The organism is Pseudovibrio sp. W74 (genome assembly GCF_001623085.1).
Taxonomy (GTDB): Bacteria; Pseudomonadota; Alphaproteobacteria; order Rhizobiales; family Stappiaceae; genus Pseudovibrio.
In genome coordinates this window covers 406,685-432,788 of the sequence record NZ_LMCJ01000021.1, presented here as the reverse complement: position 1 = coordinate 432,788, position 26,104 = coordinate 406,685, and the positions used below count along the sequence as shown (strand labels likewise).

Sequence of the window (26,104 nt, the reverse complement as noted above, 5' to 3'; positions counted from 1 at the left end):
GGTCTCTTAGGTCTGCCTGATAAGGGGGGTAATCAGGCAGGCGCCTGAGTGGTTTGGCGGGTGCAGACGGAGGCGAGCTCCTCTTGGGCCTGATATTGAGAGAGGAACACTTTGCCCGTCAGCTCATCAAGGAAGTGCGAGCGTTGCAGGCGATCCATCACCGGGCCTTTCACCTCTGAAAGGTGCAGCGTGATGCCTGCGTCTTGTAACCGGTGGTTGATGGCTTCCAGAGATTCCAGAGCACTCAGATCTACCTCATTCACCGCAGAACATTGCAGCACCACATGCTTGAGGCACTCATCATCTACCGCCCGGTCATAGATGTAATCTTCCAGAAAACGTGCGTTGGCGAAGTAGAGGCTTTCATCAATGCGGATGGTCAGCAGTTCTGGCGTTGTCAGCACTTCATGCCGGTTGATATTGCGAAAATGCTCGGTCCCCGGCACCAGCCCAACCTCTGCAATGTGAGGCCGGGAGGTTTTGTAGAGGTAAAGCCCAATGGAGAGGATCACGCCTGCAGAGACACCTGTCTCAACACCAAAGCCGAGGGTCAGCAAAATGGTGGCAGCCACGGCTGAGAAGTCAGACTTGGAGTAGCTCCAGCTGTGCTTAAGAATGCTGAAGTCCACCAATGACAACACAGCCACAATGATGGTCGCAGCCAATGTGGCCTTGGGCAGGAAGAAGATGAGCGGTGTGAGGGAAACAGCAGCAATCGCCAGACCAACCGCCGTATAGGCGCCGGCAGCAGGCGTTTCAGCACCCGCATCAAAGTTGACCACGGAACGGGCAAACCCACCCGTTACAGGATAACCACCTGTGAAGGCTGCACCAAGGTTGGCAGCACCCAGACCAATCAGCTCCTGATCAGGATCAATACGCTGACGCTTCTTCGCAGCCAGCGTTTGCGCCACGGAAACGGACTCTACAAAACCAATGATGGAGATCAGCAGTGCAGGTATAAACAGCGCGCCGATCAACTCACTGGAGAAGCTTGGCATGCTGAGCGGTGGCAGGCTTTGTGGCACAGCACCGACAATCTTAACTCCGGCTTGATCCAAACTGAATATCCACGCCACAGCCGTCGTCGCCACCACGGCGGCGACCGGTCCAGCCTTGGTCAAAACATCCGCAAGGCGTGGCTTCAGGCCCATGTTCAGCAGCATCGGTTTCATGCCCTTGCGCACCCAGAACAGGAACAAGGTGGCCGAGACACCAATCAAGATCGTCGCCAGATTGGCTTCGCCCAGATGCTCCCAGATGGAAGAGATAATCTCCACCAGCGTATGCCCTTTCGCGTCCACACCCAGAATATGTTTGAGCTGGCTGCTGGCGATCAAAACACCTGAGGCCGTGATGAAACCGGCAATCACAGGGTGGGAGAGGAAGTTGGCGAGAAAACCGAGTTTGAACACGCCCATCAGCAGCAAAATACCGCCGGACAGCATGGCAAGGGTCAGCGCAGCAATGGCATAACCTGCTGTGCCACTGTCTGCGATCTGGCCAATCGCGGCTGCAGTCATGAGCGAAACAACAGCAACAGGGCCAACGGCCAGCGCACGGCTGGTGCCGAAGATGGCGTACAAAATAATCGGAAGAATTGACGCATAAAGCCCGGCTTCCGGCGGCAGGCCAGCAAGCAAAGCATAAGCAAGAGACTGCGGGATCAGCATGATCGTCACAATCACCGCTGCAATCATGTCATTAGAAAAACTGTCTTTATTATAGTTTCTGCCCCAAGTTAAAACGGGCAAATATCGCCGAAAGGCCGAGGAGAACATGGGTCTGCCTTCAAAGTGCATAGATTAATCCGGGGAAGCAGCTCCCCCGGACACATGATAGTAATTCAGCAAAGGCCGCAATGCTTATTTTAGCTTGCGCTAACCTTCTCAGGCTTGATCATCCATTCCTTGCCACGCAGCATTGCCCACCAGTAAACCGGAGGCAGGATCTGCTCTTTCAGGATCCACGCCGCGCGAGTTGGTTTGGTACCATCCAGCAGCCATGTGGGGAAGCTTGGCAGCAAGGTTCCGCCATACCCGAACTCAGCCAGTACGATTTTGCCGCGCTCCACGGTGAGCGGGCAGGAGCCATAGCCGTTGTACATCGCTGGTTGTGAGCGACCTTCGATGTCTGCAACAAGGTTTTCAGCAACGATTGGCGCTTGCATGCGAGCTGCAGCAGCTGTTTTTGCATTGGGTGCGTTCATCACATCACCCAATGACCAGATGTTGCTGTGCGTTTTGTGGCGCAGCGTAACTTGATCCACATCCACCCATCCAGCTGCATCCGCCAGTGGCGAGACGCGGATGAAGTCCGGTGCTGATTGCGGTGGGCACACGTGGATCATGTCGAAGTCAACTTCTACCCGCTCAACTGGCGTGTCCGGCTTGGCCACGTCAAACCAGGCCTTCTTCGCAGGACCATCAATGGCGACCAGATTGTTGAAGAAGTTGAGGTCTGCGTTGTACAGGTCGATGTACTTCTCCAGCGCAGGCACATACTCCTTCACACCAAACAGCACGCCGCCCGCATTGTGGAACTGAATGTCGATGTTCTTCAGCACGCCTTGCTTGCGCCAGTAATCACCGGAAAGATAAAGCGCTTTTTGCGGTGCTCCGGCGCATTTAATTGGCATCGGCGGCTGGGTGAAGAGCGCACGGCCCTCTTTCATGTTGCTCACCAGTTGCCACGTGTAGGGTGCCAGATCGTAACGATAGTTGGAGGTGACGCCGTGCTTGCCAAGCGTGGAGACCAGCCCGTCCACCTTGTGCCAGTCCAGCTTCAGACCGGGGCACACCACAAGGCGATCGTATTTAACGACGCGGCAACCATCCAGAATGACCGCGTTGTCTTGCGGTTCAAACGCAGCCACCGCGGATTTGAGCCAGTGCACGCCTCGCGGTATCAGCGAACCCATGGTTTTAGCGGTCTGGGAGGCATTGAAGATGCCACCGCCAACCATTGTCCAACCCGGCTGATAGTAATGAATATCAGCAGGATCAATGACAGCGATCTCAAGATCGCTCTTTCGGGATTTCAAACTCGCGGCCACGGCAATGCCAGCAGCACCGCCACCCACAATCACCACATCAAACGAAGCATCCGCGCGGTCTGTTGGGGTTCTGCCACCATTGGCAATGCGGCGCACGACGCCTGCCATGTCATAGCCAGCGGACTTAGTGGCTGCCAGAATATCGGCCACGGTCAAAGTCTCAGCCTGACTGAGAGACCACAGCGTGGCGCAGCGCGTGCCAGTGCGGCAGTAAGCCAGAACAGGGCGCGGAATTTCGTTCATGGCCTTGCCAAAGGCCTCGGCGTCTTCATCAGACACCTTACCGGAAATAACCGGCAGATAGCGCGTTTCCAGACCCAGCTTTTTCGCAGCCGCTTCAATCTCGTCAAACACCGGTTGGTCTGCACCTTCCCCGTCCGGACGGTTGCAAACAATACTGCGGAAGCCCAGGTCCGCGATCTTCTGAACGTCTTGCGCAGTAATCTGCGGACAGACAGAAAGTGATGAGCTGATACTCTTAATATCCATGATGTTTCCCCTCCTCACATCATCAGATCAAAGTGCGTTGATTGGCACTTTGAGCATTGGAACGCCGTCCTCATCGGTCGGCACTGCACCTGCACGCATGTTCACCTGCAAAGACGGAATGATCAGCTTTGGTACGTCCAGCTGTGCATCACGCTCGGTGCGGAATTTGATGAAATCTTCGCGGGAGTGGCCTTTACCAACGTGGATGTTATGTTCTTTCTCCGCGCCCACTGAGGTTTCCCACTCAATGTCGCGGCCATTCGGGCCGTAGTCGTGGCACATGAACAGGCGCATCTCGTCAGGCAACGACAGTACCTTCTGAATGCTGTCATAAAGCGTTGCAGCATCTCCGCCCGGGAAGTCCGCACGAGCAGAGCCGCCATCCGGCATAAACAGGGTATCGCCCGCAAACGTCGCATTGCCCACAACGTGAACCATGCAAGCGGGAGTATGACCCGGTGTGTGAATGGCAAACGCAGTCATGGTGCCGATCTGATAGCTGTCCCCGTCCTTGAACAGCTTGTCAAACTGGCTTCCGTCGCGCTGGAATTCAGTTCCTTCGTTGAACACCTTGCCGAATGTGTCCTGAACCACGGTGATGTTCTCACCAATGCCGATTTTGCCGCCCAACTTCTCCTGAATATACGGAGCAGCAGAGAGGTGGTCGGCATGAACATGGGTCTCAATCAGCCATTCAACCGCCAGGCCATTGTCCTGCACGTATTTGATGATCTCATCCGCATTGTCATAGGTGATGCGGCCCGCTGCATAGTTGATGTCCATAACGGAATCGACGATGGCAACAGAAGATGAGGCAGGATCCTTCACCACATAGCTAATTGTATTGGTGCCGGGGTCAAAAAAGGCCCTGACTTCAGGCTCGACAGCCATGTTCACGGGGTAGTTCGTCATAACTTCCTCAATAAGTTAACGCGTGCGCAGTGGCGGTCGATGGTACGTGCACTTGTTTGTTTTCGTGTTCGACCGCCTGCACAGCCGCCTAAGCATTTCTTATTATATTTTTTTGTCGGAAATCAGTTTGTGATCTCCGGAAACATGCTTAAACGCGGCAGGTTTTAATTCCAAAAATGGAGTAGAACGGGCAAATCCGCACGGCGGAAACCAGCAGCATTACAATGCCAACAATGATTGCGCCATAAAAGAAAAGTGGCTGCATAAACAAAGAAATGTTGGTAGACAACGGCAGTGCAATCAGCACAACACCGACAATAAAACGAAGAATGCGATCAATAGTTCCAACGTTAGCCATCATAGTCTCGTCCTCCAGGTACGTGGCCTAACGGATAACGAGTCTTCGCAAAGGCTTCAGTGACGAAGTCACCAAACTCCGCTCCAAACCCTTCTTTTCTTCGAAGCGCCTTAAAAATCAATGCGAAATGCCCAAAGGTCATAATGCCAGCTGGCTATCCCAGAACAATCCATAGGTTTCAGAGATCCAATTTCTGGCTAGCATAGCGTTGAAGGGCACAGCCGGAAGATTCGATTGCCCGAGGCGTGCGCCAGAAAGCAGTTGGGGTTCCAGTTGACCGAAGTCTCCGTAGCAAACAAAGATTTTTACACTCAACTCCATAAATCGAACCCGGGATATGGCACCTCTTCATCCTACCTGATGGACGTTATCCTGCCGCTGGCACAAGACGTGAAGCCTGCAAGAATTCTGGACTACGGCTGCGGGAAAAGCTCATTGATTGAGGAGCTTGCGGCGAACCTGCAATGCACTTCACACCGCTATGATCCCTGCATCGCAGAATACAACAATATGCCGGAGGGGCGTTTCGATCTTGTGCTGAACACAGATGTGCTGGAGCACGTACCGGAGGACGAACTGGACGATGTTTTGGCGGACATTCAGGCCAGATCAGACAATGTTATCTTCCATATCCCAACCCTTTACGCGACAGCCTTGTTGGCGGACGGCTCCAACGCGCACTGCACCGTTCGCTCAGCCCCTTGGTGGCAGGAGAAACTCTCGCAGCACTTCCCGTATGTTGAGGTTTTGCGCAGCACCAACAACGACCAGCAATTTTATGTCACGTGGGACGCCTCTGCTGAAGCGCGGCAGAACCTGAGACAGGTTTACCGACAGCGCAGGCGCGCCAACTCGGTGGCAAAGCGCAAACACATTCTGCGCATGCTGCGGATGAAGATGTTGAAGGGGTACGTGCCAAAACACGAGTTGCAGAACGATATTGCTGGCAAGCGCATCGCCGTCGTTGGCAACGCACAATCCCTCAGCAACAAAGAGTATGGACCTGAAATTGACGGCCATGACATCGTGATCCGGCTAAACCGCGGTACAATTCCGCACACCAAAAGCCATGGCCAGAAGCTCTCATGGGTGGCAACAAGCCTCGATATTCCCAAAAGCTTTGTGTATGGCGAGCAGGCGCGGCGGGTTATCTGGACACCGGCTGAACGTAGTTTCTCTCTGCCCTATTGGCTCGCCAGACATAACGATGTTGTCTACCTGATGAAACCCGCAGAGTTGAGGGGTTATCAAGCGCGTACAGAGAAGAAGCCAAGCACCGGTTTCCGCCTATTGGGCCTGCTGGAAGAGTTGGGCGGTTACAAGCACATCAACATCTACGGCTTTGACTTCTTCGCCTCCCCCACAAACACCAACCACATTGAGCCCAGCAAGGCGCGGGCGGATCATGATTATGACCGCGAGCATCATGAAGTTCAAAAATGGATGGCTCGCGACCCGAGGGTTTCTCTTAAACTCTGAATCTGTACTTTTGCGAGTATTCTCATCCTTAAATCAGAACCGCTTTTCGGGAATACGCTCTAGGCTTTTGCCAGAACTTCCAGTCCGGCGCGGTCAACAATCTCGATGGTTCCGCGGGATTGGGTTATCCAGTCACGGCGCTGGAACTCGCGCAGCTGGCGGGAGATGACCTCGCGCGCCGTGCCCAGTTCTGCTGCCATTTGCTGGTGCGTGGTGGCCACTTGCTTGCTGCTACCAGCAAGTTCCAGCAGTTTTTGCGCAAGGCGGATGTCCATGCGTTGGAACGCAATCTCCTCGATCACCAAAAACAGATCCGTGATGCGCTTGGAGTAGGCGGAGAACACAAAGCGGCGGAAGGTTTCGGATTGGGCAATGAGATCATCAAACACCATACGCGGAATAGCGACCGCTTGCGTGTCTGTCTCCGCGATGCCTTCTGCTGAATAATCCTCATAGGCCAGCAGACAGGCCGTCGTCAGCACACAGCTTTCGCCTGCATGCACACGGTAGAGAATGATCTCGCGTCCACCCTCAGAAAGCTGCTGTACACGCACGGAACCTGAAAGCAAAAGCAGGAGGTTTTCCGGGGCTTTACCGGGACCAAAGATGATGGTGTCGGCAGGCACAGAGACAATGGTGCTACGATTAACCAGAATGTCCCTGATGTGATTTTCCAGCTTGGAAAGGCCTTGGAATCGATCGATCCAATTGGCAGCAGCGGTTGTCATGGTTTCCTCCCGAAACGCCCCCAAAAATGCGTATATTCTTGGCATAGTGCATAAAAGCGTTTAGCGCAATCAGGGCCTTTAGCAGAAGAATAATCTAAGGAGCCTGCACTACTAGCTGCATTAAGGAATAAATTTTCACTTCAGCCTTATTCTGCGCGTTCGCCGACAACACCCAAAGCCTCTTCGGCTGACAAGCGTTCTTCCGGAGAAAGTTTCAGCAGGCCTTTAATCGCGCCCTTGATGTTGTCCGGTGTGCCATCCAACCGCGCTTCCAGCTTTTCATCCAGTAAAGATTGATCATTGCTGCTGCCACTGCGGAATTCCTGAAGTTCATCAATCAGCTCCTGCTGCGCATTTTTGCCAGCAGCTGCCGCAACAAGCACAAGACCACCTGCCCAAGAATCCACCTTAGAGGAGAGCTCGGCTCCATCAACAAACCGTTCAGGCGGCTGGTTGTTTGGCGTACCGCCAATCTCCATTTCAAAATGCTGGCCATCCTCACAATCGGCAGCAACACCCTCATGCGCCGTTGCATAGTCAAAGCTGGTAATCACCGGTTCTGTGCTGTCTTCCTCACGAAACTGAATAGTGTCGATGTTCAGATCCTGATGGAAGATGTTCCGCTTTTGCAAAAACGAAACTCCGGCCAAAAGGCCTCCGGCGAAGTCGTTGAGCGGCTCTTCATCCATGCCTTTGTCTTCTGGGAGACGATCATCCAGCGACCCTCCCTTCAGTTTTTCACGGATGGCGAATGGCTCCCCGAACTCCGTCAGGCCTGCGCCTTTCAGCTTCAAAATATTCTCACTGCCGGGCGCCTGATCAAACTCACCAAGTGCGGTGAGGATCTTGGCTTCGTGCACCAGCAGCTCTGCCCCGACAAAAGTTGGCGGGGAATCCGGTCCGGCGGAATAGGCGTTTGGCCGCTTGATCACAGCATCTTCCATGTACGGATAATCCTGCACCACGCCAGACGCATCATAAGACAGCACATTTTCCGCATTGGCCGCACCGCCTGTGACAGGAGGACTGACCTTGCCTGTCACATCCATGGCATGCTCTTCAGAAATACCGAACATGTTGCCATAGGGCTGTTTGCCGCCACTTGTATTGCCATGTTGAAAGGCTGAGGGCACGGAATCCGGCTCAATGACCATGGTTCCGTCTGGTTTGGTTTGCACCTTGATGGGGCTGTTATCCGGAGGCGTTTCACGTGCGTTTGCGGAGCCCGCTGCTGCTTGTGCTGGCGGCAGATCAATGCTCAGGACTTTGGCGACAGCTCTCATCCACGTGTCATAGTCAGCCATTATCACCTCGAAAAACATCACCAGCCTTGCGAACCACTCGAGATCTCCTCGTTTCAGCCTGCAGTATCGGGAAGTATCGTTGTTCGCCTATGCGCTAAAAGCAAACAGCCAAAACAACGTGTAAGCGGCCCTACCAAAATAATGAGAATTGCAGCTACTGCTGCTCATCCTCTGGCTGATCTTCAATCAGCGCTAATGCTTGCTCAGCGGTCATTCGCTCATTCAGATCGATCTTCAGAAGTCCTTTGATCACGGCCTGAATGTTTGGCGGTACATTTGCGATGCGCGGATCAAGAAAGGCATCATAAAGCCCCTGATCTCTGCGCCCGTCTTGTGCACGAAACTCTGCGGTCTCATCGAGGAAAGCTTGTCGCCCCTCATTACCGATTGCCGCTTGTAACATCAGAACTCCGCCATTCCAGGAGTCGATCTTGCCGGTCATCTGGCCATTTTCATCGTATACTTCCGGCGGTTGAATATCGGGAGAACCACCTCTCCTATAGCCAAAGTCCCGACCATTTTCGTGGTCAGAGGCAATGCCCTCATGTGCTGAGGCTGTATCAAAATCACTGATAACCGGCACAGTGCTGTCATTTTCGCGAAACAGAATGTTATCAGCCTTCAGGTCCTGATGAATGATGTTCCGATTTTGCAAAAACGCCATGCCAGAGAGAACGCCCTTTGCAAAATCATTCAGTTGCGGCTCTTCCAGACCGCGATCATCAGGGATACGATTTGCAAGTGTGCCGCCATTCATTTCTTCCATGATCAGGAACGGATCACCAAACTGCGAAATGCCAGAGCCTCGATATTCGATGATATTCTCTGCCCCCTTCGCATCTTTAAAATGAGAGAGAGCGGTCAAGATTTTGGTCTCATGCACAATCTGATCGGCACCAACAAACTGCAATGAACCATTTGCCTCTTCCATCGCATGGCATCGTTTGATAGCGGAATCTTCAATATCCGGGAACTTTTGCAGGTATCCTGTCGCGCCACTCGCGAACACACTTTGCAGCCGCTCGTTGCCAACCTTATTGGGCGGTGTGAGCAGACCTTCTACATTCATCGAATGTTCAGTAGGTTCATAAGTCACCTTATCACGCCGACCTAAACTGCGTTCCCGTTTGGCTTTAATCGTGGCTGGAACAGAGCGTCGATCAATAACCATGGTGCCATCATTTTTCCGGTTCAGGCGGATAGGGCTACCTGCCTGCGGCATCTCGTTGTAAACCCGGCGTTCCGGTGGCTGCTCGCCCTCTCCTGGCTGCGGATCATGCTGGTGCAACTCGCGATGCTCGGGCCGTTCCAGTTCCTCAAATTCCTCGTCATCCATATCCTCCTGTTCGCCCGCTTCATAAGGTGGCGGAGGATCGTAAGGCGGCGGGGCCTCAAACGGGATTTCCGGTTGCCGCAAGTCTACACCGCGCTGCTCAACACCCCGCTCAATGTCGCGTTCGTCCTCATCATCTCCAAGCGCCAAAAACTCGCCTTGCTCTTCGATAATGCGGCCTTGCTGATCGTGCGTGGGCCGTTGCTCAATGCCTTCCTCGATGTTTTCCTGCTCTTCATCCTCAACGATGGCCATAAACTCGCCGCGCTCTTCCTCAGGCCCATCAACAATCATGTCTTCAACGGCATTGTCACCTTGCGGAGGGATCTCACCCAGCCGGACATTCAATGCCCGTTCCACAGCATCCAGCCATTGCTCTTGCTCTGGCGGCAGGTTTTCCTGATTTCCAGCGGGGTTTTGGGGTTGGGCAGGCACGGCATTCCTCCGACAATCGGTCCTGAGAGATACAATATATCATGCGAAGAAAAATGCCTTCCGCTAAGTAATGTTTATTGGAGTTTAGGTGTAGGCAGTCTTAGCGAGGCCCGCAAAATTGTGCAGCCTGCGTTTACCCAGTCGCAATCAATGTGCTCGTCAGCTTTCTACACCTACCCCGTGGCGTCCCTTGCCGTGGCTGAAAGCCGTTGCGCCGGAAACGGTCTCTCCGCTGGAGATTACCGAAAGGCCGCGCCGCATCTCGTTCCTGATCGCTTCTGCTTCTGTCATGTCCCACTGTTCAAACATGGAAAGCCGGTCACTGCGCATGCACATTTGCGGAAATTGCGCCATATGCGCCGCCAATTCCTTCGCCCTGGTGAGAGCCTCCCCGTCTTCCACCAGGCGATTGACGAGGCCAAAAGCCACGGCTTCCTCACCGCTCACACTGCGTCCTGTCAGGATCATATCTGCGGCGCGGGATTGGCCGATCAAACGCGGCAGGCGGATGGTACCCATATCAATCAGTGGCACGCCAAACCGCCGGCAATAGACGCCAAACACCGCAGATTTTCCGGCAACGCGCATATCCGCCCAAAGCGCCAGCTCCAACCCGCCAGCCACTGCATGGCCCTCAATCGCCGCAATCACTGGTTTTGATAGCCGCATTCGAGACGGGCCCATCGGCGCGAATTCGCCTTCCTCTTGCAGGGTATTAAGCTTGCCTTCTGAAATGGCTTTAAGGTCAGCACCCGCGCAGAACGTGCCTTGAGACCCGGTGAACACGGCAACAGAGAGGCTGTCGTCCTCATCAAAGCGGGTAAAGGCATCCACCAGTAGCTGCGCCGTCTCCCCATCCACCGCATTGCGCCGTTCAGGTCTATCCAGCGTAATAACCGCCGTCGTCCCCTCAACCTCAAAACCAACCGCCATAAACCCCTCCCCTGAAATTCAGGAGAAGCCTAACAGAACTTGCCAAGCCCCGTCAGCCATTCAAAGGTGGAGTGTGGGTGTCTATTTGTCAGTGCGTTTATGGGAGATTTATTGCTTGGGCTTTCTTCTGAAGATACGCCCAAGCACGACATCTAAGACCTTTTCGAGGGCAAAGAAGGCTGCACCTGTTCCCAGTATTATGAGGATGGGAATGCGTGTGAGAAAATACAGAAATTCCCAAATGACAAGAAGCCAGCCAAGTAAGCCTGTAACCACAAGTGTTTTACTAGGCCTCTTCTTTCCGCCTTCAATTCCCAAAAGCTTCTTCCCTCTTCCCGACCTAAACAGTATTTGGAGAGAGGAGCCAATATTGCAATTATAGGTTGTTTCAACGCTCTAAGCATTGGGGAGATTTGGGAAGAGTAGCCATGAAGCCGTCGGTATAGACATTCTCAAATCAAAATGTCTATACCGAATCTTAGCATCCAGATCTTCAGAGTTGCGCAAGCAGCAGGCGCAGCTTCTCCAATATTTTACAAGCTGAAGGACGCCAGAGCGCTTGGAGATGTCGCATTGACCAATGAGAAGACCTGTTTGGCGAGCTCAGTCTGAACGTGCTGCGCTTTCTCACGCGCCAGATCTAAATTCATGTCCTTATCAACGTTTGCGGCAGCCTCAGAATCGACTGGTTCCGCTGGCTGAGACAACCCAGCAATCTTCTCATCACGGATCGCACTAATGCTGTCATAAGCCTGATCAAGTGCACCTTGCCAGTTAGCAAAGGCTTCTCCCAGAACACTTACAACGCTCTCGGCATCATCACCCTCAAGCATCTCTGAGAAATCGAATGTAAGTACGTTTATCCCTGCCAAACCTGCATTTTCAGCAGCTTCCCCTTGAAGAGCCCAAGTCTGCAAGCCAGTTAAATCGTTTAGCTCACCATCAGTGCTATCTGGCAGAATATTTACCAGCGCCTCAAGAAGGTCCTCATTCCGGAGGAAGGGATTGGCTGGGTTAAATTCTATGCCATTAGCAAGAATGCCCTGCATGCCTTCCTGGAAATTTCCAAGGCGATCAGCAAGGCCTGAATAGTCTCCGTTGTTTTCCGCAAGTGATGAGTTCATCGCGGTAAATGCAGCGCGAACTGGAGCAAGCTCAAACTGAAGTTCCGCAGCATGATACTTGAGCGTCATCTCTGCCAGCACATTTCTGGTTTCTTCAGAAATCAGGCTGTCCGAAGTTCCTTCACCCATTGCAACAGGCTTAAAGTCAATCCCTGTTTCGCTTGCTCGAAGAATCTTGAGGCCCTCATCCGCATCTTGCTGAACCGCAGGAGAGTTGGGTTGCTGCGTGGGGTTTTGTGTCTCAAAAAGCTGAACACTACTACTATTTAAATCAACAGAATTCATGCTTCTGCCCCTCTCTGGAAATAATGGGACATCTCGGCGAATCCGAGGCTGCAGAATAGCTTCATGCTCTTTCATCGAAAGTCTGCAGTAAACCTGATAACGAAATCTAGTATACGCGAAAAGACGTTATTAAAGGCAGGAGTATTTTATCACATTACATGCATCAATCACATGAATTATTATAAATGAAGCAATCCATTACTTAGGAAAATCGATTCCATTGGTTTCAGCCTCAATACATTTGGAATCAGATCGCAGTATAGACATTTTTACGGTAAACTGTCTATACTGCCCAAATGACAGATTTTCCTCTCGCTTATCAGAACCTCGCTGCGGATTATATTCAGAAAACGCATGATGATAGCAGGGCTCTTCGGGGCTCAGTTTATCAGCAGACGAAGGGGAATGTCGAGAACGTCTTCGTCAAGATGCCCGTGGGGGCTGGACGCAAGAGCTTGTATGTGGGGCCAGCTTTGCAGCCGGAAACACAGGCAAAAGTCGAGCGGATCAAGCATGCCAGCGAGCGGGCGCGAGCGCGGCGTAAGGACCTGAGCGTACTCAACAAAGTTGGCGTGCTGTCGACACACAGTTATGCGGGCCGTGTGCTGGATGCCATGGCCTATCATGGCCTGTTCCGCAATGGCGCCATTCTGGTGGGTACACTGGCTTATCAGTGCTACCCGCTGCTGTTGGGGTGTACGTTGCCATCCACACAGTTAGCGACGGATGACGCAGATCTGGTAGCCGCCTCATTGGCCATCAAGGCAGATGAGGGCATCGATATGCTCTCGATCCTGAAAGACGCCGACCCGAGTTTTGAGCCTATTCCGGAGCTGGATGGACGCGCGAAGCCATCCCGTTTCCGCTCTCGCATCGGGTTTGTGGTGGACTTGCTAACCCCAACCCGCAAGCGCGGCGAAAAGCAACCGCTGGAGCTGCAAGGGTTGGATGCGGGAGCTATGAGCCTGCAATATCTGGCTTGGTTGATTGATGATGCTTCTCCAGCTGCCTTGCCCTTTGGCGCAGGTATTCCAGTTTTCGTGCCACGCCCTGCGCGTTATGCGGTTCATAAGCTCATCCTTTCGCAGAAACGAGCCCATACAACCACAAAAATCGCCAAGGACCTGGCACAGGCCAAAGCCATTATCGAAGTGCTTGAGCGGTCTTGCCCCAGCTTGATCGGCGACGAACTTTTGGATGCCCAATCTCAAGGCAAGCAAGGTTGGAGCGATCCCATCGTAAAAGCTATGAAAGCCCTCTGGCCCGACGGTTCATGGCAGGAACACCCTGAGTTTGAGGAGTTTGTAGAGGGACTGTAGGCCCGCTTTCAAAACTCACGCCATGAACAGATTGCTGATGTTGCAGTCTTGCGAAAGATGCCCCTTCTCCCAAATGGAATAAACAATATTCCCAGCAGTATTGAGGACAGAAGGCCCTAACTCAATTCCGTTCATATCAACGGGCACAAAATGAAACTGCTGAGAAGTGTTTGTACCGCCCCTATCAAAAATCCGATAGCACATATCCGGCTTCAGCTCTCCGTCCATCTGTCCTTTGATAAACGCGGTTTTCAAATACCCGTAGCTATCAAACTCACCGTTTCCAACCCACATAACACTCCCCCCTAATATTGGCCTCACCGGCATCAAAGCTGAGAGTATCGCCTGCATACATACAGAGCATCTCTGCCTTTATAGGGAGCTAAAGTCACGATAGCAGCACACCGACCTCTGAGCATTCAGGGGGCTTACTGCCCCTCAGGTTTCTTGAAGACTTAAGGAAGACGCGTTATATTAGGCAAGTGGAACGGGAAGCGCTAACTCCCCGCTCCGGTTGTCAGGTTATCCTAAAGAGAGCCCGAAAGTAGACTGCCAGTCGTCTTCGGGCTCTTTTTACTTTGAACCTCAATTCAAATCTCACCTAACCACCACCTCCTTTGACCAGGCTTTGCTTCTGTCGGAGTGCCTAACCTCTCCGATTGCACGGACTGGCGCGTGCTGCTGCTTCGCAAAAGAGGTGGTACAGGTGAGCGTATGCCGACCGGAACAAACCGACAACATCATGATTTATCTAGCTTATTATTACCGGTATATATTAAGGGGCGAGATTTACTAGTTTCGAGTGCCCTCAACTTGCCTCAGTCACACTCACATGTTTCATCAGGAAAGCATGGAACACCGCGTCGAACTCCTCCGGCTTTTCGATGTAGGCGGTGTGGCCGCAGTTCCTGACCACGTAACGCTCAACGCTTCCACCATTTGCCTCATAGCGGTCCAGCGCTTGGGAGGTCTGGGTGACCATCGGCTGCGGTGGGAAGACCTCTTCACCGGGCCAGCTAGGAAGGAAGCCGAGTTTACCTAATGAGCCCAGATCGAACATAGAGGCATCAGAGACGACAAGATCATCCGCACCATGCACCCAAAGCACAGGCGGTTTGGCCTCAACATCACAGAACCCCAGAGGGTTTGCCTGACGGGTGGGTACGAGTGCATTGGTGCTGCCATAACGGCCCGGCGCGACACCCGGCCAATTGGGCGAGGGCACCACATCTCCCGGATAGGATTTGTCGCCGGTATGCTGCGCAAACACGGTTGCCATGTAATCGCCTAGCCGCGTGGGTTGGAAGGGCGGCTTCCAGACAAACGTATTGAGGATGTTGAGCGGGGAAAAATCGCTCCCCGTACTGCTGTCTTTGCCCATAAGCAGCTTTACAAACTCAGGATTCACTGCTGCAGCCCCGCTGCCTGCCCCGTCTTCAAAACACGGCGAGCCATCCGCTTTGCAGCACCCAAAGCCAAAGGGAGAGGACGGACTGACTTGCGTAAGCGACAGCACCCGCTGCGGATAATCGGCAAGAAACTGCCAGAGCACACCGCCGCCGAGCGAGTGGCCAACCATATGCGCAGCCTCAATCCCCAACTCGTCCATCAGCGCGGCAAGGTCATCGGAAAAATCCTTGGTGCCACGGGTTGCATCCACCACTGCGGCAGGGTCAGCGCCTGCATACCCGCGCAAATCTGGCGCAATGGCACGGAAAAACTTGGGCAAGCGCTGCATGGTCTCTTCAAACCATGTGGCAGCAGAAAGACTGCCATGAATGAAGAAGATCGGCACACCATCCTCAGGGCCGGAAAACAGCACCCGCGTGGTCAATCGCTTGGATTGAACAGACCGCGCTTCAAGAAGTGTTGGAATCTCAATCATCTTCACCCCAATGCTTTGGTGCACATTACGAGATGCCCCAAGAAAATGCCTGAGACAAACACGCAGGACCAACGACTTAAAGCAGTTTCATTGCCCGCAAATAAAGGCAAACCACCTCAAATAGCTAAAACTTGAAGAATGATGGCGGCGCGAATGCACCAATGTCAAGATTCTGCGCCATGCACGTATGCCAGGCGAAAACGGGAGAGCAGGCGTCAAAGGAAAGGCGTGCGGTTTCCCCTATTGTACCCGCTTGGCAGATATTGCCAGGGCTTTGATCTCCAGCAGGGCTTTTACCGCAATTTTGCGGCTGGTCAGGCTGAGTTGCCGCTGCCAGGCGTCCTCGTGGCGCGACCAGCGGAATGCATTGCTCTTTAAGATCCGGCAGATCTCCTCGCTGGGTTGCTCATCAAACACAAACTGAATGCGGTTGATACGCGGATTTTCTCTCACCGTCAGCCCGGGAACACGAATGCTTCCCGGCTCAACCAGTTGCTGCTGTTGCCGAGGGTTGTCTTGGGGCATAGCCTCGATCCTTTTTCTACATGCTATTCCTGAACAGACAGAGACGGGGTGCCAACGGGCAGGTCTGGTCTGATGCCAGTTAATTGACCCGTTGAACTCCCTCTCCGCATCACCCGGCACAGGGGTGTGGTGCTGTAATCACCCTCAATCTACGTAGGTAGGGTCACCTGAATGTTGAAGCAGGGCAAGAACCCGTAGACTGCGATCCTGCAGGTCCTCATTGTGTCCCATAATTGCGTGATTGATAGTGAGCAGCATGTCGTATTCCCGTGTGTGCTCCAGCCGGCTAGTCAAAACGATGTTCAGAGCTTCCACGAGGTTCTTCAATTGGCAGGATGCAAGTTGAAGGCCTTCTAATTCCTGATGAAAAGAGGTTTCGTCCTCTCTGATAATATTCAATTCCGACATTCCGCCTCACCCCGTATTTTTTAAATTAATGACCTATTCCGTGTTTTTATTATCCCGCGAATGCCTCCGGTATTTTGCAGGAGACACCCCAAACTGCCGCGTGAACGCGCTTATGAAATTGTTGTAGTGGCGATAGCCAATGTGCTGCGCGATTTTAGAGAGCGAGGCATCGCTCTGCTCAATCGTTTTGCGTGCAATCTCCAGCCGCTCATTGCGGTAGACCTCAAAAACCGTCCCTCCGAAAATCTTCTTGAAACCGCTGTTCAGGCGCTTCTCACCAAGGTTCACTTTGTACGCCAGATCACTCAAAGACAGCGGCGTGCTGAGGCTGCCCATCAGCAGCTTGTAGGCTCGCTGCACACTCGCCACTTCGTACTCGTTAAGCATTCCGCCAGCCGACACCTGATTGCTGAGAAAGTTGGCTTTCAGTGCCAGCAATTGCAGCACAGCGCCTTCAATAAACAGGTTCCGCATGGTCCCAACCAGCGGACTGCTGATCACAGACCGCACAAGCCGCCGCATCTCTGGTGTCGGGCGAAACTCCAACAGGTTAAACTCCGGCTCGCTTCGTTTCAGAAACGGAAGGAACGTAGCAGGAATGTCGTCTTCAAGAGCCCGTGCGAGGAACTCCTCTGAAATTGAATAGGAGAGCAACTGCAGGTCGGTGCCGCGCGCAATCTGAAATTTGGTGGTAGAGGGCCCGTATCTGACAAAATTAGCCCGATCCGCACTCAGACTAAATTGCCCAACCCCGGAGACCGTTGCAACCAACGAGCCTTGTAAAAGAAAATTTCCGGATATCGTGCAGGCTTCGTTTCTAAAAGAAGTATAACAGGCGCTAAAATCCCGTTTTGGAAGTATTTTGGCAATCCGAACCTGAAGCTCTTGATTGTATTCAATATTGCTAATTATAGCAGAGACGTTTTCGTTGTTTACGTAGAGTGGAGCAGATGCGTCAAAGTACTTTCTGAAATGACCGTCACGTATATAGGTCCACTCTGATTGCATTAAATATTCCACTCATAACTATTCCAAAAATAAATTCATTATGCATTTATACCTAGTGCATAATTTTAGTATCAACTAAACAGCGAAACTTAACCCCAGTATTACCCTTGCGAATATTTTCGGCCTTCAAGAATAGAAAAACGGGCACAATTACTTACAGGTATGAACACCATAGTTTTCAAATGGATGCGCACAGGCCCACAGTACACACCCCGCAAATGGGTGTGTTTTAAAGCTAAATCAGTAAATCCTGAAATGTGTTCAGGCCTTTTTCAAAGCCTGCTGCATGGCGCGGTAGGATTGGGTTTGCAGGGCGTTTGAGGAGAGGTTGAAGCTGTTGGCCAGTTCGCCGATCTCCTGCTCGTGCTGAGATAGCATGTCAGCGTCATCTGTCATGATAGCCAGTTCAACAAAACGGCCAAGGTCAGGAACCTCATCCAGCGTGACGTGGAACTTGCCGAGAAAGTAGATGTCGCGTTTCTTTTCCAGCCGCTCAACCTCCTCAAACCCCAAAGACAGGATCATGGCGTTCGTCTGATCTGCATCTGCCATATCCATGGAGATACATTTGTCCGGCCCCGGCCCTTTGCTGATCCAGAGTGCACGGCCTGACGGACGCATGACACGCAGCACGTGTTGCTGGTTGTTATTGGCAAGGCGCCTGTCTGCAAGGTCATAAAAGATGTCTTGCTCGGTATTGCCAAGGGTGAAGGGCACGGCTCCACGCGCTTCCAGCTGACTGCGGATCACTTCAAGATCGGCAACAGCGTATTTGCGCTCCACTTCATAGATACCTTTGAAGTGATCACCCGGATCACACAGCATGCCTTTGGTTTGAAGATCTGTCCCAGTCATCACAGGCTCCCTAAGCTCATAAGAGTATCCTTAAAAAGCGTTTGAGAGGGATGCAAGAGCGGAAGCATCACGGACCACTGTTACGTGACCCGTGATGTATGTTTGTGTCGCTAAAAGCCCTTATGGACGGGAGGCGTATTGGGTGCCGACCTTGTAGCGCTTCATCTCGCTGTCGGTCATCCAATGCACATCTTCCGGCGGCGCGGCTTCCAGTGTGTACCAGTAGAACAGCGGATCGATGCCGATGTTTTTGTAGTACTTGAGATACTTCTCGTGCTCCTCATGCGTTTTGGACAAGTCCAGCGCGTTGTAATCCTCAGCACTCCAGGAATGAACACCAATGCGCGCGCCCTTCACTACAACTCGCTTTTTACCAGCAAGGAAGAAGTCCGTCCCACCAGACGCGATAATACCGTTTGACGGAATAACCGTGGTCAGCCCGCGTTCATGAACAATGCGGCCCGCCTCCAGATTGGCGTAATCATCATCGGAACCCGGTACATCCACCATAACGATGCGTTTGATCTTCGGGTTCTCATCCAAAGCCGCCCGCAAATCAATCGGCGTGGACGAGCTGATGACTCCATTCATCACCAGTTCTCCATCCACGGCCTCAAACCGTGCAATCTCGTAGTCATCTTCAATCGAGCCACACCCGGCCAGCACCAGCACCAACAACGCCGCTGCGGGCCAAACTATCATCTTCTTCAAAGCCACCATTCCAAATCCATCAAGTCGTTCTTGTTGGCCTAGTGCTTCTCATAGATGGGATGAAGGCTGGGTGATCGTCTGCTTGCTTATCAGTATCACCGTCTCCTGTGGGATTGATTTGATTTAGAACGATCATTCTGCTATCAACTGAGTCATGCCAAGAAAAGCCAACATAACCACACAGAACCTGACCGACCGCGCACTGGAGCATTTTTGGGAGAACGGCTTCCATGCCTCCTCCCTAGATGACCTTGTGAAATCAACAGGGGCCACCCGTCACGCCATTTACGGCGCATTCGGCGGCAAAAAGCAGATGTTCCTCGCGTGTTTCCAACGCTATCAGGACCTCGTTGTCTCACCGGCGTTCACTCAGGTAGAGCAGCCTGATGCGACGTTGGAGCAAGTCGCAACCTATTTTGAAGCGCAGATCAGCCGGGCGGAGGAAACAGGCCTTCCGGGCCCGGGGTGCTTTGTCGCCAACTCAGCAACCGAAGTTGCCCCGCATGACACGGAGGTTCTGGCCAAGGTGGAAGAACACAATGCCCGCCTCAAGCTGGGTTTTCTCAATGCGTTGCGCAACGAAACGCCTGCACCGCACCAACTGAGCGCTGAAGAGCTGGAATTGCTTGCGGGGGTGCTGGTGGTGTTCACCAACGGCCTCTGGTCCACCTCTCGCCTCACCCAAGACGGCGACTTTCTACGCGCCAGCACCAGACAATTTTTGGAAACCATCAGAACACGGATTTCGGCCCCATGACTGCTATTGCTCCCTCAAATCTCAAAGGAGCCTTTTGGCTCGCCCTGTTGCTAAACCTGCTTTGGATCAATGCTTCCGAGGTCTTTCGCTATTTCGCCTTCGTCATGCCCTTGATGCGCAGCTCACTTCCGCAACTTCAGGACGTAGCCCCCATGAACCTGCCGGTGTTTATGATCTGGGGCGTGTGGGACACAGTGCTGGTGCTCGCTGCAACCGGCCTCAGCTGGGTACTGCTGGAACGGTTCGGCCCAACCATCCGCAACGCGCTTTACGCAGGCAGCGCAATCTGGGCAACAATCTTCGTCATCCTCTGGCTTGGCCTTTGGAACATGAACCTGGCCACCACCCAAGTCGTCCTGACCACCTTGCCACTGGCCTGGCTGGAAATGCTAATAGCCGCCCTCATCGTGAGATGGGCAATGGTGCGGGGGTAGTTGGTTTTAGGCCATTTTCACAGTACCCTGCCCGCCGGATAACGGGGGAGAATCGGGATGGAACGGGTCACGGGTGGATGTTTGTGCGGTGCAGTTCGCCTTGTAGCAACGGGAGAGCCGGACAGGGTTGGAGTGTGCCATTGTCTCGATTGCCGTAAACATCACGGCGCCGTTTTCCATGCCTCGGCGGTCTATCCTGAGGAGAAGGTCAGTGTTGAGGGCGAAGTGAACGCCTATCAAGGCCGCTTCTTCTGCCCAAAATGCGGGTCTTCCGTCTATTCAACCAGCGAGGGCGAAGTCGAGGTCCATCTGGGCGCTCTGGACGAACCCAACCAGATGACCCCAACCTATGAGCTCTGGACAATTCGCCGCGAAACCTGGCTACCTGAGTTCCCGGTTGCAAAAACCTATGAGAAGGATCGTGTTGAAGAGTGAAAAGGTTGCAGTCACGCTTCAGCAAAAGCGCTGTACCCCTCTAATCATTTCTTTCTATAAATCCCTCAAAAAACATCTAATCACGACCTTTAAGCCTAACAGAATTCAATCTCTTGATCGTGCTTCAAAACCCAATGACTATAGCCTTGAGCGTTTCACTTGAGGAATGTCTATAAAGAGGTTGCCGAGGATGCCAACTGCAATAAAAGCACCTGAACTCCCCAAGAAGTGGTCGAATAGCAGTATTCCAAGCGAACATGAAGCAAAGCAAAGTATCAAGATCCTTCAGGCGCGCGCAAAGCTGGCAGGCGATTCACAAGCCCGCAAGCTGGCTGATCTAACGCTGCAGAAACTTGGAAACTTTTTGTTATTTGAAGCGAAAAAAGGGGATCAGAGCAAGCAAAAGCAAGCGGATGAAATCAAGCCAATGGTCATGAAGCTCTTTGAAAAGGCGCATGAACTAAGTGCTCGTTTAAAGTTGCCATCCGGGTCTTTTGTTGTGCGGGTTGCCAAGCAATCCAAGCCAAAATTTTATCACAACGCCTCAAGTGCCGGAAAAAAGGCCGTTTGGACTTTTAGATACGAAGATGTGGGATTACCATCAGTGAATGGGACATTCGATATCACCATGGACCGCAGCTATGCATCCTTAAAAGGGGATGAGAACAAACAGGCCAAGAAGATTGGTGATGAAGCTGTTGCTGAAACAAAGAAGATTACAAAATCAAGAGACGTAAAGCTGGTGAAGTAAAGCGCTCAGCTTGTAGCAGAGCCCCATTCATGAAGCATATCTTCAATGGCAGTCTGGTTTCGGCAATGCCAAATGCACTGGTTTGTGGCGCTTTCCAAACAGGTCCTGATATTGCGGCGAAGTCTTGAACCATTTTTGAGGCTGCGAACTGCGAAGCGGTATTGCTGAAGCGGCCAATCAGAGTTGCCTGCAGGCAGTTCCCGGCGTGTCTTGCCGATGTTGCGCCACGGACGCGCTATCAGGCGCCATGTCCTAACCAGCTCAGGTGGATCAAGCCAGAGAACGGCATCCGCTCGCGGAAGGGCCAGCGGCAAAAGGCTTGGCCCACCCTCAAGGATCCAGGCATTGGTTGCCACGAGTTGCGACAGATCCCTGTCGATCTCTGATCTTGATCGTTGTTGCCAGTTGCTCGTCAATTTGATTGCATCGAAAGATACCAACGGGACTTCAGGACGCACAGCGCTCATACGAGCTGCGACAAAACTTTTGCCTGTTCCGTTTACACCAGTAACAATCAACCTTCGCATCTAAAACCTGCATGGGTTTCGTGAGATCGGTCCAAATCACTACCTGAATCGCAATACCACGACAACAGCCCTTGCTGAGCAATGCCCTAACCGCAACAGCTTTTGTCTTGCTGGATTGGGGGGCATGGGACTGTGCCGTAGGAGCAGTAGACGCAGCAATCGCCGGGGAGAGGCTTCAGCAAGGTTCCGCAGGCTTTGCAGTCATAAAACCACTGGCAGGCGTTTGTTGGCATGGTTTCAGTTTCGCTGTGCCCGCATTCCGGGCAAGTCACTGTGCTTTCAAGGATAACTGTTTCTGTCATGGCATCACATCAGGCTGATCAGGTGGTCGTTGATTGCGGTCTCGTTCAAAACGATTGCCCATGCCAGCGCCGTCACGAGTGTACTCACCAGCAAGTGCCACTGCAGTTGGCCTAGTGCTCCGCGATAGAGAGCAGTGCCCCACGCGGTCAGCAGCAGCAAAGAGGACGCAGTCAGCACAAAATAGCTTGCCGCGGCAATTTTGCCAAAAACGGCTAACCAACCGCCACCAAGGCCCGCAAGCATCAAAGCAATGGGGAGCACGCAGCAGGTGGCTACTCCCAGAGAGGCAAAGGAGCCTGCATGGTTCATTTTTAAAAAGGTCTTCATCGGCAAATCCATTCGTCATCGCAGTTGTGATGGTTTTGCCGCATGCTTATAAATGCTGTAGTAACTACAGGATCAAGGCAGGAGTGATCACATGTTCGCGATTGGCGAAGCGTCTAAGCGCAGTGGCGTTGCTATTGAAACGATCCGTTATTACGAGCGCGAAGGCATAGTTATCAAACCTGCCCGCGGGGATAACGGACGTCGTGCCTACTCCGAAAAGGAGATCGGGCAGTTACGCTTCATCAAACGCTGCCGGGATCTGGGGTTCACCATCAAAGATGCACAAGCGCTTCTCAGCCTCGGTGAGCAGCAAGACGAGAACTGCAAAATCGCCCATGACATGAGCAAGGCGCATTTGGAGTCTGTCCGACAAAAAATCGAAAGCCTTCGACAGTTGGAAAAAGCGCTCGAAGAGCTCATGGGCAACTGCGCCAGCGGCAATTTGCAATGCCCTTTGCTGGATCGTCTGCACGCAGACTGAAACGCCTAACCAGCCCAACCAGCAAAAACATAGCAACGCAGAAAAACGCTAAATCACGCAAAGCAACGCACATTTCAACGCAAGCAAGATGTCCCCTCTGTAAGCGGGGATTAAGTCTCTTCCAGCAGCGCTGGATCAGCCACCACGGCACGCAGTACCAGGTCAGAAACGCTGCGGGCGATTTCTTCCAAATCCTTGTCGGTCTGCTCGGCGCGCGGTGAGTACCAGAAGCATGGGCCGTTCATCAGGATAATGATGGAGTGCAGGGTGATGGAGACTGATTGCTTTGCAAACACACCAGCCTCAATGCCTTCCGTCAGCACACCGCGATACAGATTCTCATAGGCGCGGCGCATTTCGATGATTTGCTCGATCATCTGTGTTTCATGAGGCTTGGCCGCACCACGAAAAAACATGCGGGTGTCTTCGCTGACAACACGGTGATAGCTCAGGAACTTGAGGATGCGCAGCACATGGGCAATGGACATGGCACGCAGCTTCTCGACAGGGGGGATGTGTTGCGCGGCAATGGGGCTTACCCGTTCCATAAGCAGGGAAACAGAGCGCAGGCGGACGGCATAAAGCAGCTCACCCTTGGAGCGGAAATGGTGGTAAACACGCCCCTTTGTAGACCCAAGCAGACCGGCAATATCATCAATGGAAGCCACATCCGGCCCCATCCTCATGAAGCACTCCGCAGCAGCGTCCAATATCTCCTGCTGAGACCGGCTCAAATCTTCGATCATTCCCGTATTCCCCTAAAGGCTCCCGCTGCCTTCCCTTTAACGCAGTTTGCTTGCAATCTGAATCCGACAAACTGCTTTAAAGCATCTTTCTTGCGCCCAGTCCTACCCGAAAACCAGCAGGCACATTTCAGGAATGCGCTGTAAATACACAGGTTTACAGTCTCCACCCGAAGCAAAACCCTAGCATACCTAACGAAATTGTGTATCAGAAATTCCTTTACCTGAAGCACCAGTCCCTAGTATAAGTTCAACCTATGATAGATGGAATTGGATCCTCATTTACCGGACTGGCTCGCTCTGCGTCTTACAACGCAGCTCAGCCCGCACGCGTAAACCAGCAGGAATCCACGTCTTTTTCCGTTGAACATGCGGTTCCAAAAGACTCCGTCACCATCAGAAGCGACCTTTCTGCCAACCCGGTAGCGGCCTCCTCATCCTCTGAAAAGTCCAAGAATGAAAACGGACAGCTTTCTGATGGAGAACAGGAGCAGGTTCAAGAGCTTAAGACACGTGATGCGGAAGTTCGCGCGCACGAGCAAGCCCATGCAGCAACAGGCGGTGCCTACGCCGGAGCACCGAGTTATACCGAGACTCGCGGCCCGGATGGTCACAGTTATGCCATTGGCGGCGAGGTCTCAATCGACTCTGCCCCCGTTTCCGGTGACCCGGAAGCCAGCATTGCCAAGCTAAACACGGTCATCGCAGCAGCCCTTGCACCCGCTCAGCCATCCGGTCAGGATCAGGCCGTTGCAGCGCAAGCCCAGACGAATCTGGCGCAGGCCTATACCGAGCTGCGCGAGAAGAACCTTGGCGGCAGCGAGGAAGAGCAAGAAGCAAGCGAAGTCAGTGGGTTACAATCTCTGTTGCAGGTTCAGGAATATCCTGAAACCGCCTCTGATCCATCTGCACTGCTGCTCAATGCAACTCAGGCTTATCAAGCCGCGGCAGTTTAACGCTCACCTGAGCATTCTTCACCCAGCAGCAATCCTCAGCACCCCACAAGCGTGCAACAACGCCCTGAAATCATGATGTTTTTCGGAGTTTCTAAGTAACTCGACGAGCTAAATACCTGACAGAACTTGTTAAAAAATTTTCATAAAGTCGCGGTGCATATAAGTAAAAGTCATTGACTTGGTTTTTGTAGTGGCCTAAGGCGGAAATGTACTTAGCGTCACTCGAGTTTGCTGTGAAACTGACAAAAGCCAAAGCGACTGTATTTGCTGCACTGTTTGTGTTGATGCAGCTTGTTGCGCCTCCCGGCATGATGGTGTCCGGCGGTGAGGACGGCTTTGAGATTGTCATCTGCACCGCGCAAGGTATGCGAACAGTCCTTCTTGATGAGCAAGGCAACGAACTCCCGCAAGCTGAAGAACAGAAGGCCTACGACAACTGCGCATTTGGCAGTGTTGTTGCAAAGGCCCTCAGCACGTCTCCTCACACAGAGTTTGGCGGGTCCCCCCTTCCTATCGATGTAGTTTCACTGCCAACAAGCGTTGCGCTTGCTGAAACGACAGTGCGCATCGCTGCACCCAGAGCACCTCCCGTCTGAGCATAAATTGGTTTGTCCCAGCCTTTCTTATTGTGGCTAATTTGCTGACATAAAAGGGCTATTTTATCAAAGGACATTCCTGTTCCGTCATGCAACCCATGGCAATTTCAGGTTTTCTGCAGGCTGCTTGCCAGAAAACCCAGTGCCACATTTGCATGCATTCGGACCTGCAGAGCTCAACGCCTGCAACAGCTCATCCTTCAATCTCGGCAATGTCTGAGGTTGGCTCTGATTGCTCATCAAGTGCAAGGTGCATTCACTTGGCTTTGAAACCATCCACCGTACTGGCCTGCTGGCTCGCAACTTGGTTTGTGATCCTGCAGCTTGTTGCACCGCCCGGCATGATGCCGCGTGCGGGTGCGGATGGTTTTGAAATTTCGATCTGTACCGCGCAGGGCCTTCAGCAGATCTTCATTGAAACCTCTGATGAGGATGAGGAGCAAAAAGACAAAAAGAACAATGCGTTCTGCGTTTTTTCGCTTGCCACGCTAAAGTCTCCTTCTTCCGCTCCTTTGGGCGCGTTCATCCTTGAAACCGCTAGGCCAAAGCATGTCTGCGCCCTCAACGAGGTGGGGCATTACGCAATTCCGCGGCGAAGCCATGCTCCGCGGGCACCTCCTGTCTTTGTCTGATTTTGGCTCGATTACA

The 26,104-nt window shown here is 52.7% G+C and carries 30 protein-coding genes; 10 read left to right on the top strand and 20 right to left on the bottom strand.

Translation table 11 applies throughout. The features are described 5' to 3' along the window. Positions 1 to 32 precede the first annotated feature (32 nt). The 4 genes from sulP to PsW74_RS16505 all read right to left on the bottom strand — a co-directional run bounded on the left by sulP (position 33) and on the right by PsW74_RS16505 (position 4,817). On the bottom strand, positions 33 to 1,781 hold the full coding sequence (sulP, locus tag PsW74_RS16520; RefSeq protein ID WP_063287876.1) for a sulfate permease: 1,749 nt from the start codon (positions 1,779 to 1,781) through the stop codon (positions 33 to 35). 89 nt (positions 1,782 to 1,870) lie between these two features. Further along, the gene (locus PsW74_RS16515; protein ID WP_063287875.1) at positions 1,871 to 3,544 is read right to left on the bottom strand and encodes a bifunctional protein tyrosine phosphatase family protein/NAD(P)/FAD-dependent oxidoreductase; all 1,674 of its coding nucleotides are present in this window, start codon (positions 3,542 to 3,544) and stop codon (positions 1,871 to 1,873) included. A gap of 27 nt (positions 3,545 to 3,571) precedes the next feature. After that, positions 3,572 to 4,456 carry an MBL fold metallo-hydrolase gene (locus PsW74_RS16510; RefSeq protein ID WP_063287874.1) on the bottom strand — a complete coding sequence of 295 codons (885 nt, stop codon included), beginning with the start codon at positions 4,454 to 4,456 and terminating at the stop codon, positions 3,572 to 3,574. 148 nt (positions 4,457 to 4,604) lie between these two features. Then, the gene (locus PsW74_RS16505; protein WP_057462118.1) at positions 4,605 to 4,817 is read right to left on the bottom strand and encodes a DUF2892 domain-containing protein; all 213 of its coding nucleotides are present in this window, start codon (positions 4,815 to 4,817) and stop codon (positions 4,605 to 4,607) included. 270 nt (positions 4,818 to 5,087) lie between these two features. Between PsW74_RS16505 and PsW74_RS16500 the strand changes: the two genes are divergently transcribed. After that, positions 5,088 to 6,293, top strand: a complete 1,206-nt coding sequence (locus PsW74_RS16500; protein ID WP_208988012.1) for a glycosyltransferase family 29 protein — start codon at positions 5,088 to 5,090, stop codon at positions 6,291 to 6,293. 59 nt (positions 6,294 to 6,352) lie between these two features. Here PsW74_RS16500 and PsW74_RS16495 read toward each other — a convergent pair whose 3' ends face one another. From PsW74_RS16495 to PsW74_RS16470, 5 genes are all read right to left on the bottom strand, one after another. Next, complete coding sequence (locus PsW74_RS16495) at positions 6,353 to 7,021, bottom strand: Crp/Fnr family transcriptional regulator (RefSeq protein WP_063287872.1); 669 nt, start codon at positions 7,019 to 7,021, stop codon at positions 6,353 to 6,355. A 146-nt stretch (positions 7,022 to 7,167) separates the two neighbouring features. Next, the gene (locus PsW74_RS16490; protein ID WP_063287987.1) at positions 7,168 to 8,325 is read right to left on the bottom strand and encodes a protein kinase; all 1,158 of its coding nucleotides are present in this window, start codon (positions 8,323 to 8,325) and stop codon (positions 7,168 to 7,170) included. 154 nt (positions 8,326 to 8,479) lie between these two features. Beyond that, positions 8,480 to 10,093, bottom strand: coding sequence for a protein kinase (locus PsW74_RS16485; protein WP_063287871.1), 1,614 nt, complete (start codon positions 10,091 to 10,093; stop codon positions 8,480 to 8,482). Positions 10,094 to 10,252: 159 nt separating this feature from the next. Next, positions 10,253 to 11,026 carry a crotonase/enoyl-CoA hydratase family protein gene (locus PsW74_RS16480; RefSeq protein WP_063287870.1) on the bottom strand — a complete coding sequence of 258 codons (774 nt, stop codon included), beginning with the start codon at positions 11,024 to 11,026 and terminating at the stop codon, positions 10,253 to 10,255. A 533-nt stretch (positions 11,027 to 11,559) separates the two neighbouring features. Further along, positions 11,560 to 12,435, bottom strand: a complete 876-nt coding sequence (locus PsW74_RS16470; RefSeq protein WP_063287868.1) for a hypothetical protein — start codon at positions 12,433 to 12,435, stop codon at positions 11,560 to 11,562. A gap of 296 nt (positions 12,436 to 12,731) precedes the next feature. Between PsW74_RS16470 and PsW74_RS16465 the strand changes: the two genes are divergently transcribed. Beyond that, positions 12,732 to 13,754, top strand: coding sequence for a GSU2403 family nucleotidyltransferase fold protein (locus PsW74_RS16465; RefSeq protein WP_063287867.1), 1,023 nt, complete (start codon positions 12,732 to 12,734; stop codon positions 13,752 to 13,754). 15 nt (positions 13,755 to 13,769) lie between these two features. On the opposite strand, the gene PsW74_RS16460 is transcribed toward PsW74_RS16465, so the two are convergent. The 7 genes from PsW74_RS16460 to PsW74_RS16430 all read right to left on the bottom strand — a co-directional run bounded on the left by PsW74_RS16460 (position 13,770) and on the right by PsW74_RS16430 (position 19,137). After that, complete coding sequence (locus tag PsW74_RS16460) at positions 13,770 to 14,048, bottom strand: hypothetical protein (protein ID WP_153041686.1); 279 nt, start codon at positions 14,046 to 14,048, stop codon at positions 13,770 to 13,772. A gap of 514 nt (positions 14,049 to 14,562) precedes the next feature. After that, entirely contained in the window at positions 14,563 to 15,639 is a 1,077-nt protein-coding gene (locus PsW74_RS16455; protein ID WP_063287865.1) for an alpha/beta hydrolase, read from the bottom strand. Between the two features lie 240 nt (positions 15,640 to 15,879). Then, positions 15,880 to 16,164 carry a hypothetical protein gene (locus PsW74_RS16450; RefSeq protein WP_063287864.1) on the bottom strand — a complete coding sequence of 95 codons (285 nt, stop codon included), beginning with the start codon at positions 16,162 to 16,164 and terminating at the stop codon, positions 15,880 to 15,882. A 144-nt stretch (positions 16,165 to 16,308) separates the two neighbouring features. Beyond that, complete coding sequence (locus PsW74_RS16445; protein ID WP_063287863.1) at positions 16,309 to 16,572, bottom strand: hypothetical protein; 264 nt, start codon at positions 16,570 to 16,572, stop codon at positions 16,309 to 16,311. 33 nt (positions 16,573 to 16,605) lie between these two features. Beyond that, a complete protein-coding gene (locus PsW74_RS16440) occupies positions 16,606 to 17,226 on the bottom strand; it encodes an AraC family transcriptional regulator (RefSeq protein WP_057462175.1) in 621 nt (206 codons plus the stop codon). Between the two features lie 615 nt (positions 17,227 to 17,841). Further along, positions 17,842 to 18,435, bottom strand: coding sequence for a class IV adenylate cyclase (gene cyaB / locus PsW74_RS16435; protein ID WP_063287862.1), 594 nt, complete (start codon positions 18,433 to 18,435; stop codon positions 17,842 to 17,844). 120 nt (positions 18,436 to 18,555) lie between these two features. Further along, positions 18,556 to 19,137, bottom strand: a complete 582-nt coding sequence (locus PsW74_RS16430; protein WP_244271743.1) for an alpha/beta hydrolase — start codon at positions 19,135 to 19,137, stop codon at positions 18,556 to 18,558. A 163-nt stretch (positions 19,138 to 19,300) separates the two neighbouring features. Between PsW74_RS16430 and PsW74_RS16425 the strand changes: the two genes are divergently transcribed. The 4 genes from PsW74_RS16425 to PsW74_RS16410 all read left to right on the top strand — a co-directional run bounded on the left by PsW74_RS16425 (position 19,301) and on the right by PsW74_RS16410 (position 21,523). After that, positions 19,301 to 19,903: a TetR/AcrR family transcriptional regulator gene (locus PsW74_RS16425; RefSeq protein ID WP_063287860.1), complete on the top strand. Its 603-nt coding sequence runs from the start codon at positions 19,301 to 19,303 to the stop codon at positions 19,901 to 19,903. Continuing rightward, positions 19,900 to 20,337, top strand: a complete 438-nt coding sequence (locus PsW74_RS16420; protein ID WP_063287859.1) for a hypothetical protein — start codon at positions 19,900 to 19,902, stop codon at positions 20,335 to 20,337. Before PsW74_RS16425 ends, PsW74_RS16420 begins: the two co-directional genes overlap by 4 nt. 57 nt (positions 20,338 to 20,394) lie before the next feature. Further along, the gene (locus PsW74_RS16415; RefSeq protein WP_063287858.1) at positions 20,395 to 20,772 is read left to right on the top strand and encodes a GFA family protein; all 378 of its coding nucleotides are present in this window, start codon (positions 20,395 to 20,397) and stop codon (positions 20,770 to 20,772) included. 190 nt (positions 20,773 to 20,962) lie between these two features. Beyond that, positions 20,963 to 21,523, top strand: a complete 561-nt coding sequence (locus tag PsW74_RS16410) for a hypothetical protein (protein WP_063287857.1) — start codon at positions 20,963 to 20,965, stop codon at positions 21,521 to 21,523. 5 nt (positions 21,524 to 21,528) lie between these two features. On the opposite strand, the gene PsW74_RS16405 is transcribed toward PsW74_RS16410, so the two are convergent. From PsW74_RS16405 to PsW74_RS16400, 3 genes are all read right to left on the bottom strand, one after another. Further along, positions 21,529 to 22,050, bottom strand: a complete 522-nt coding sequence (locus PsW74_RS16405; RefSeq protein WP_063287856.1) for a hypothetical protein — start codon at positions 22,048 to 22,050, stop codon at positions 21,529 to 21,531. An 86-nt stretch (positions 22,051 to 22,136) separates the two neighbouring features. Next, a complete protein-coding gene (locus PsW74_RS29805) occupies positions 22,137 to 22,352 on the bottom strand; it encodes a GDCCVxC domain-containing (seleno)protein (RefSeq protein ID WP_082596645.1) in 216 nt (71 codons plus the stop codon). 4 nt (positions 22,353 to 22,356) lie between these two features. Beyond that, positions 22,357 to 22,680: a hypothetical protein gene (locus PsW74_RS16400; protein WP_063287986.1), complete on the bottom strand. Its 324-nt coding sequence runs from the start codon at positions 22,678 to 22,680 to the stop codon at positions 22,357 to 22,359. Positions 22,681 to 22,771: 91 nt separating this feature from the next. Between PsW74_RS16400 and PsW74_RS16395 the strand changes: the two genes are divergently transcribed. After that, positions 22,772 to 23,161, top strand: a complete 390-nt coding sequence (locus PsW74_RS16395) for a MerR family transcriptional regulator (RefSeq protein ID WP_063287855.1) — start codon at positions 22,772 to 22,774, stop codon at positions 23,159 to 23,161. 110 nt (positions 23,162 to 23,271) lie between these two features. Here the strand turns inward: PsW74_RS16395 and PsW74_RS16390 are convergent, their stop codons facing one another. Then, a complete protein-coding gene (locus PsW74_RS16390) occupies positions 23,272 to 23,907 on the bottom strand; it encodes a TetR/AcrR family transcriptional regulator (RefSeq protein ID WP_063287854.1) in 636 nt (211 codons plus the stop codon). A gap of 254 nt (positions 23,908 to 24,161) precedes the next feature. Between PsW74_RS16390 and PsW74_RS16380 the strand changes: the two genes are divergently transcribed. The 3 genes from PsW74_RS16380 (at position 24,162) to PsW74_RS16370 (ending at position 26,088) form a co-directional block, all read left to right on the top strand. Next, entirely contained in the window at positions 24,162 to 24,860 is a 699-nt protein-coding gene (locus PsW74_RS16380; RefSeq protein WP_063287853.1) for a putative metalloprotease CJM1_0395 family protein, read from the top strand. Between the two features lie 233 nt (positions 24,861 to 25,093). Next, on the top strand, positions 25,094 to 25,456 hold the full coding sequence (locus tag PsW74_RS16375) for a DUF2946 family protein (RefSeq protein WP_063287985.1): 363 nt from the start codon (positions 25,094 to 25,096) through the stop codon (positions 25,454 to 25,456). Positions 25,457 to 25,716: 260 nt separating this feature from the next. After that, a complete protein-coding gene (locus PsW74_RS16370) occupies positions 25,717 to 26,088 on the top strand; it encodes a DUF2946 family protein (RefSeq protein WP_063287852.1) in 372 nt (123 codons plus the stop codon). Positions 26,089 to 26,104: the final 16 nt, after the last annotated feature.

Excerpts from the sequence above, each read along its gene's own strand:
- PsW74_RS16510 (WP_063287874.1), bottom strand. The coding sequence starts at position 4,456 with ATGACGAACTACCCCGTGAACATGGCTGTCGAGCCTGAAGTCAGGGCC.
- PsW74_RS16460 (WP_153041686.1), bottom strand. The coding sequence starts at position 14,048 with ATGTGGGTTGGAAACGGTGAGTTTGATAGCTACGGGTATTTGAAAACC.
- PsW74_RS16490 (WP_063287987.1), bottom strand. The coding sequence starts at position 8,325 with ATGGCTGACTATGACACGTGGATGAGAGCTGTCGCCAAAGTCCTGAGC.
- PsW74_RS16395 (WP_063287855.1), top strand. The coding sequence starts at position 22,772 with ATGTTCGCGATTGGCGAAGCGTCTAAGCGCAGTGGCGTTGCTATTGAA.
- cyaB (WP_063287862.1), bottom strand. The coding sequence starts at position 18,435 with ATGACTGGGACAGATCTTCAAACCAAAGGCATGCTGTGTGATCCGGGT.
- PsW74_RS16480 (WP_063287870.1), bottom strand. The coding sequence starts at position 11,026 with ATGGCGGTTGGTTTTGAGGTTGAGGGGACGACGGCGGTTATTACGCTG.
- PsW74_RS16400 (WP_063287986.1), bottom strand. The coding sequence starts at position 22,680 with ATGAAGACCTTTTTAAAAATGAACCATGCAGGCTCCTTTGCCTCTCTG.
- PsW74_RS16410 (WP_063287857.1), top strand. The coding sequence starts at position 20,963 with ATGCCAACTGCAATAAAAGCACCTGAACTCCCCAAGAAGTGGTCGAAT.
- PsW74_RS16425 (WP_063287860.1), top strand. The coding sequence starts at position 19,301 with ATGCCAAGAAAAGCCAACATAACCACACAGAACCTGACCGACCGCGCA.
- PsW74_RS16405 (WP_063287856.1), bottom strand. The coding sequence starts at position 22,050 with ATGCGAAGGTTGATTGTTACTGGTGTAAACGGAACAGGCAAAAGTTTT.
- PsW74_RS16380 (WP_063287853.1), top strand. The coding sequence starts at position 24,162 with ATGATAGATGGAATTGGATCCTCATTTACCGGACTGGCTCGCTCTGCG.
- PsW74_RS29805 (WP_082596645.1), bottom strand. The coding sequence starts at position 22,352 with ATGACAGAAACAGTTATCCTTGAAAGCACAGTGACTTGCCCGGAATGC.
- PsW74_RS16495 (WP_063287872.1), bottom strand. The coding sequence starts at position 7,021 with ATGACAACCGCTGCTGCCAATTGGATCGATCGATTCCAAGGCCTTTCC.
- PsW74_RS16470 (WP_063287868.1), bottom strand. The coding sequence starts at position 12,435 with ATGAATTCTGTTGATTTAAATAGTAGTAGTGTTCAGCTTTTTGAGACA.
- PsW74_RS16430 (WP_244271743.1), bottom strand. The coding sequence starts at position 19,137 with ATGATAGTTTGGCCCGCAGCGGCGTTGTTGGTGCTGGTGCTGGCCGGG.
- PsW74_RS16415 (WP_063287858.1), top strand. The coding sequence starts at position 20,395 with ATGGAACGGGTCACGGGTGGATGTTTGTGCGGTGCAGTTCGCCTTGTA.
- PsW74_RS16455 (WP_063287865.1), bottom strand. The coding sequence starts at position 15,639 with ATGATTGAGATTCCAACACTTCTTGAAGCGCGGTCTGTTCAATCCAAG.
- PsW74_RS16390 (WP_063287854.1), bottom strand. The coding sequence starts at position 23,907 with ATGATCGAAGATTTGAGCCGGTCTCAGCAGGAGATATTGGACGCTGCT.
- PsW74_RS16445 (WP_063287863.1), bottom strand. The coding sequence starts at position 16,572 with ATGTCGGAATTGAATATTATCAGAGAGGACGAAACCTCTTTTCATCAG.
- PsW74_RS16505 (WP_057462118.1), bottom strand. The coding sequence starts at position 4,817 with ATGATGGCTAACGTTGGAACTATTGATCGCATTCTTCGTTTTATTGTC.
- PsW74_RS16465 (WP_063287867.1), top strand. The coding sequence starts at position 12,732 with ATGACAGATTTTCCTCTCGCTTATCAGAACCTCGCTGCGGATTATATT.
- PsW74_RS16420 (WP_063287859.1), top strand. The coding sequence starts at position 19,900 with ATGACTGCTATTGCTCCCTCAAATCTCAAAGGAGCCTTTTGGCTCGCC.
- PsW74_RS16515 (WP_063287875.1), bottom strand. The coding sequence starts at position 3,544 with ATGGATATTAAGAGTATCAGCTCATCACTTTCTGTCTGTCCGCAGATT.
- sulP (WP_063287876.1), bottom strand. The coding sequence starts at position 1,781 with ATGTTCTCCTCGGCCTTTCGGCGATATTTGCCCGTTTTAACTTGGGGC.
- PsW74_RS16450 (WP_063287864.1), bottom strand. The coding sequence starts at position 16,164 with ATGCCCCAAGACAACCCTCGGCAACAGCAGCAACTGGTTGAGCCGGGA.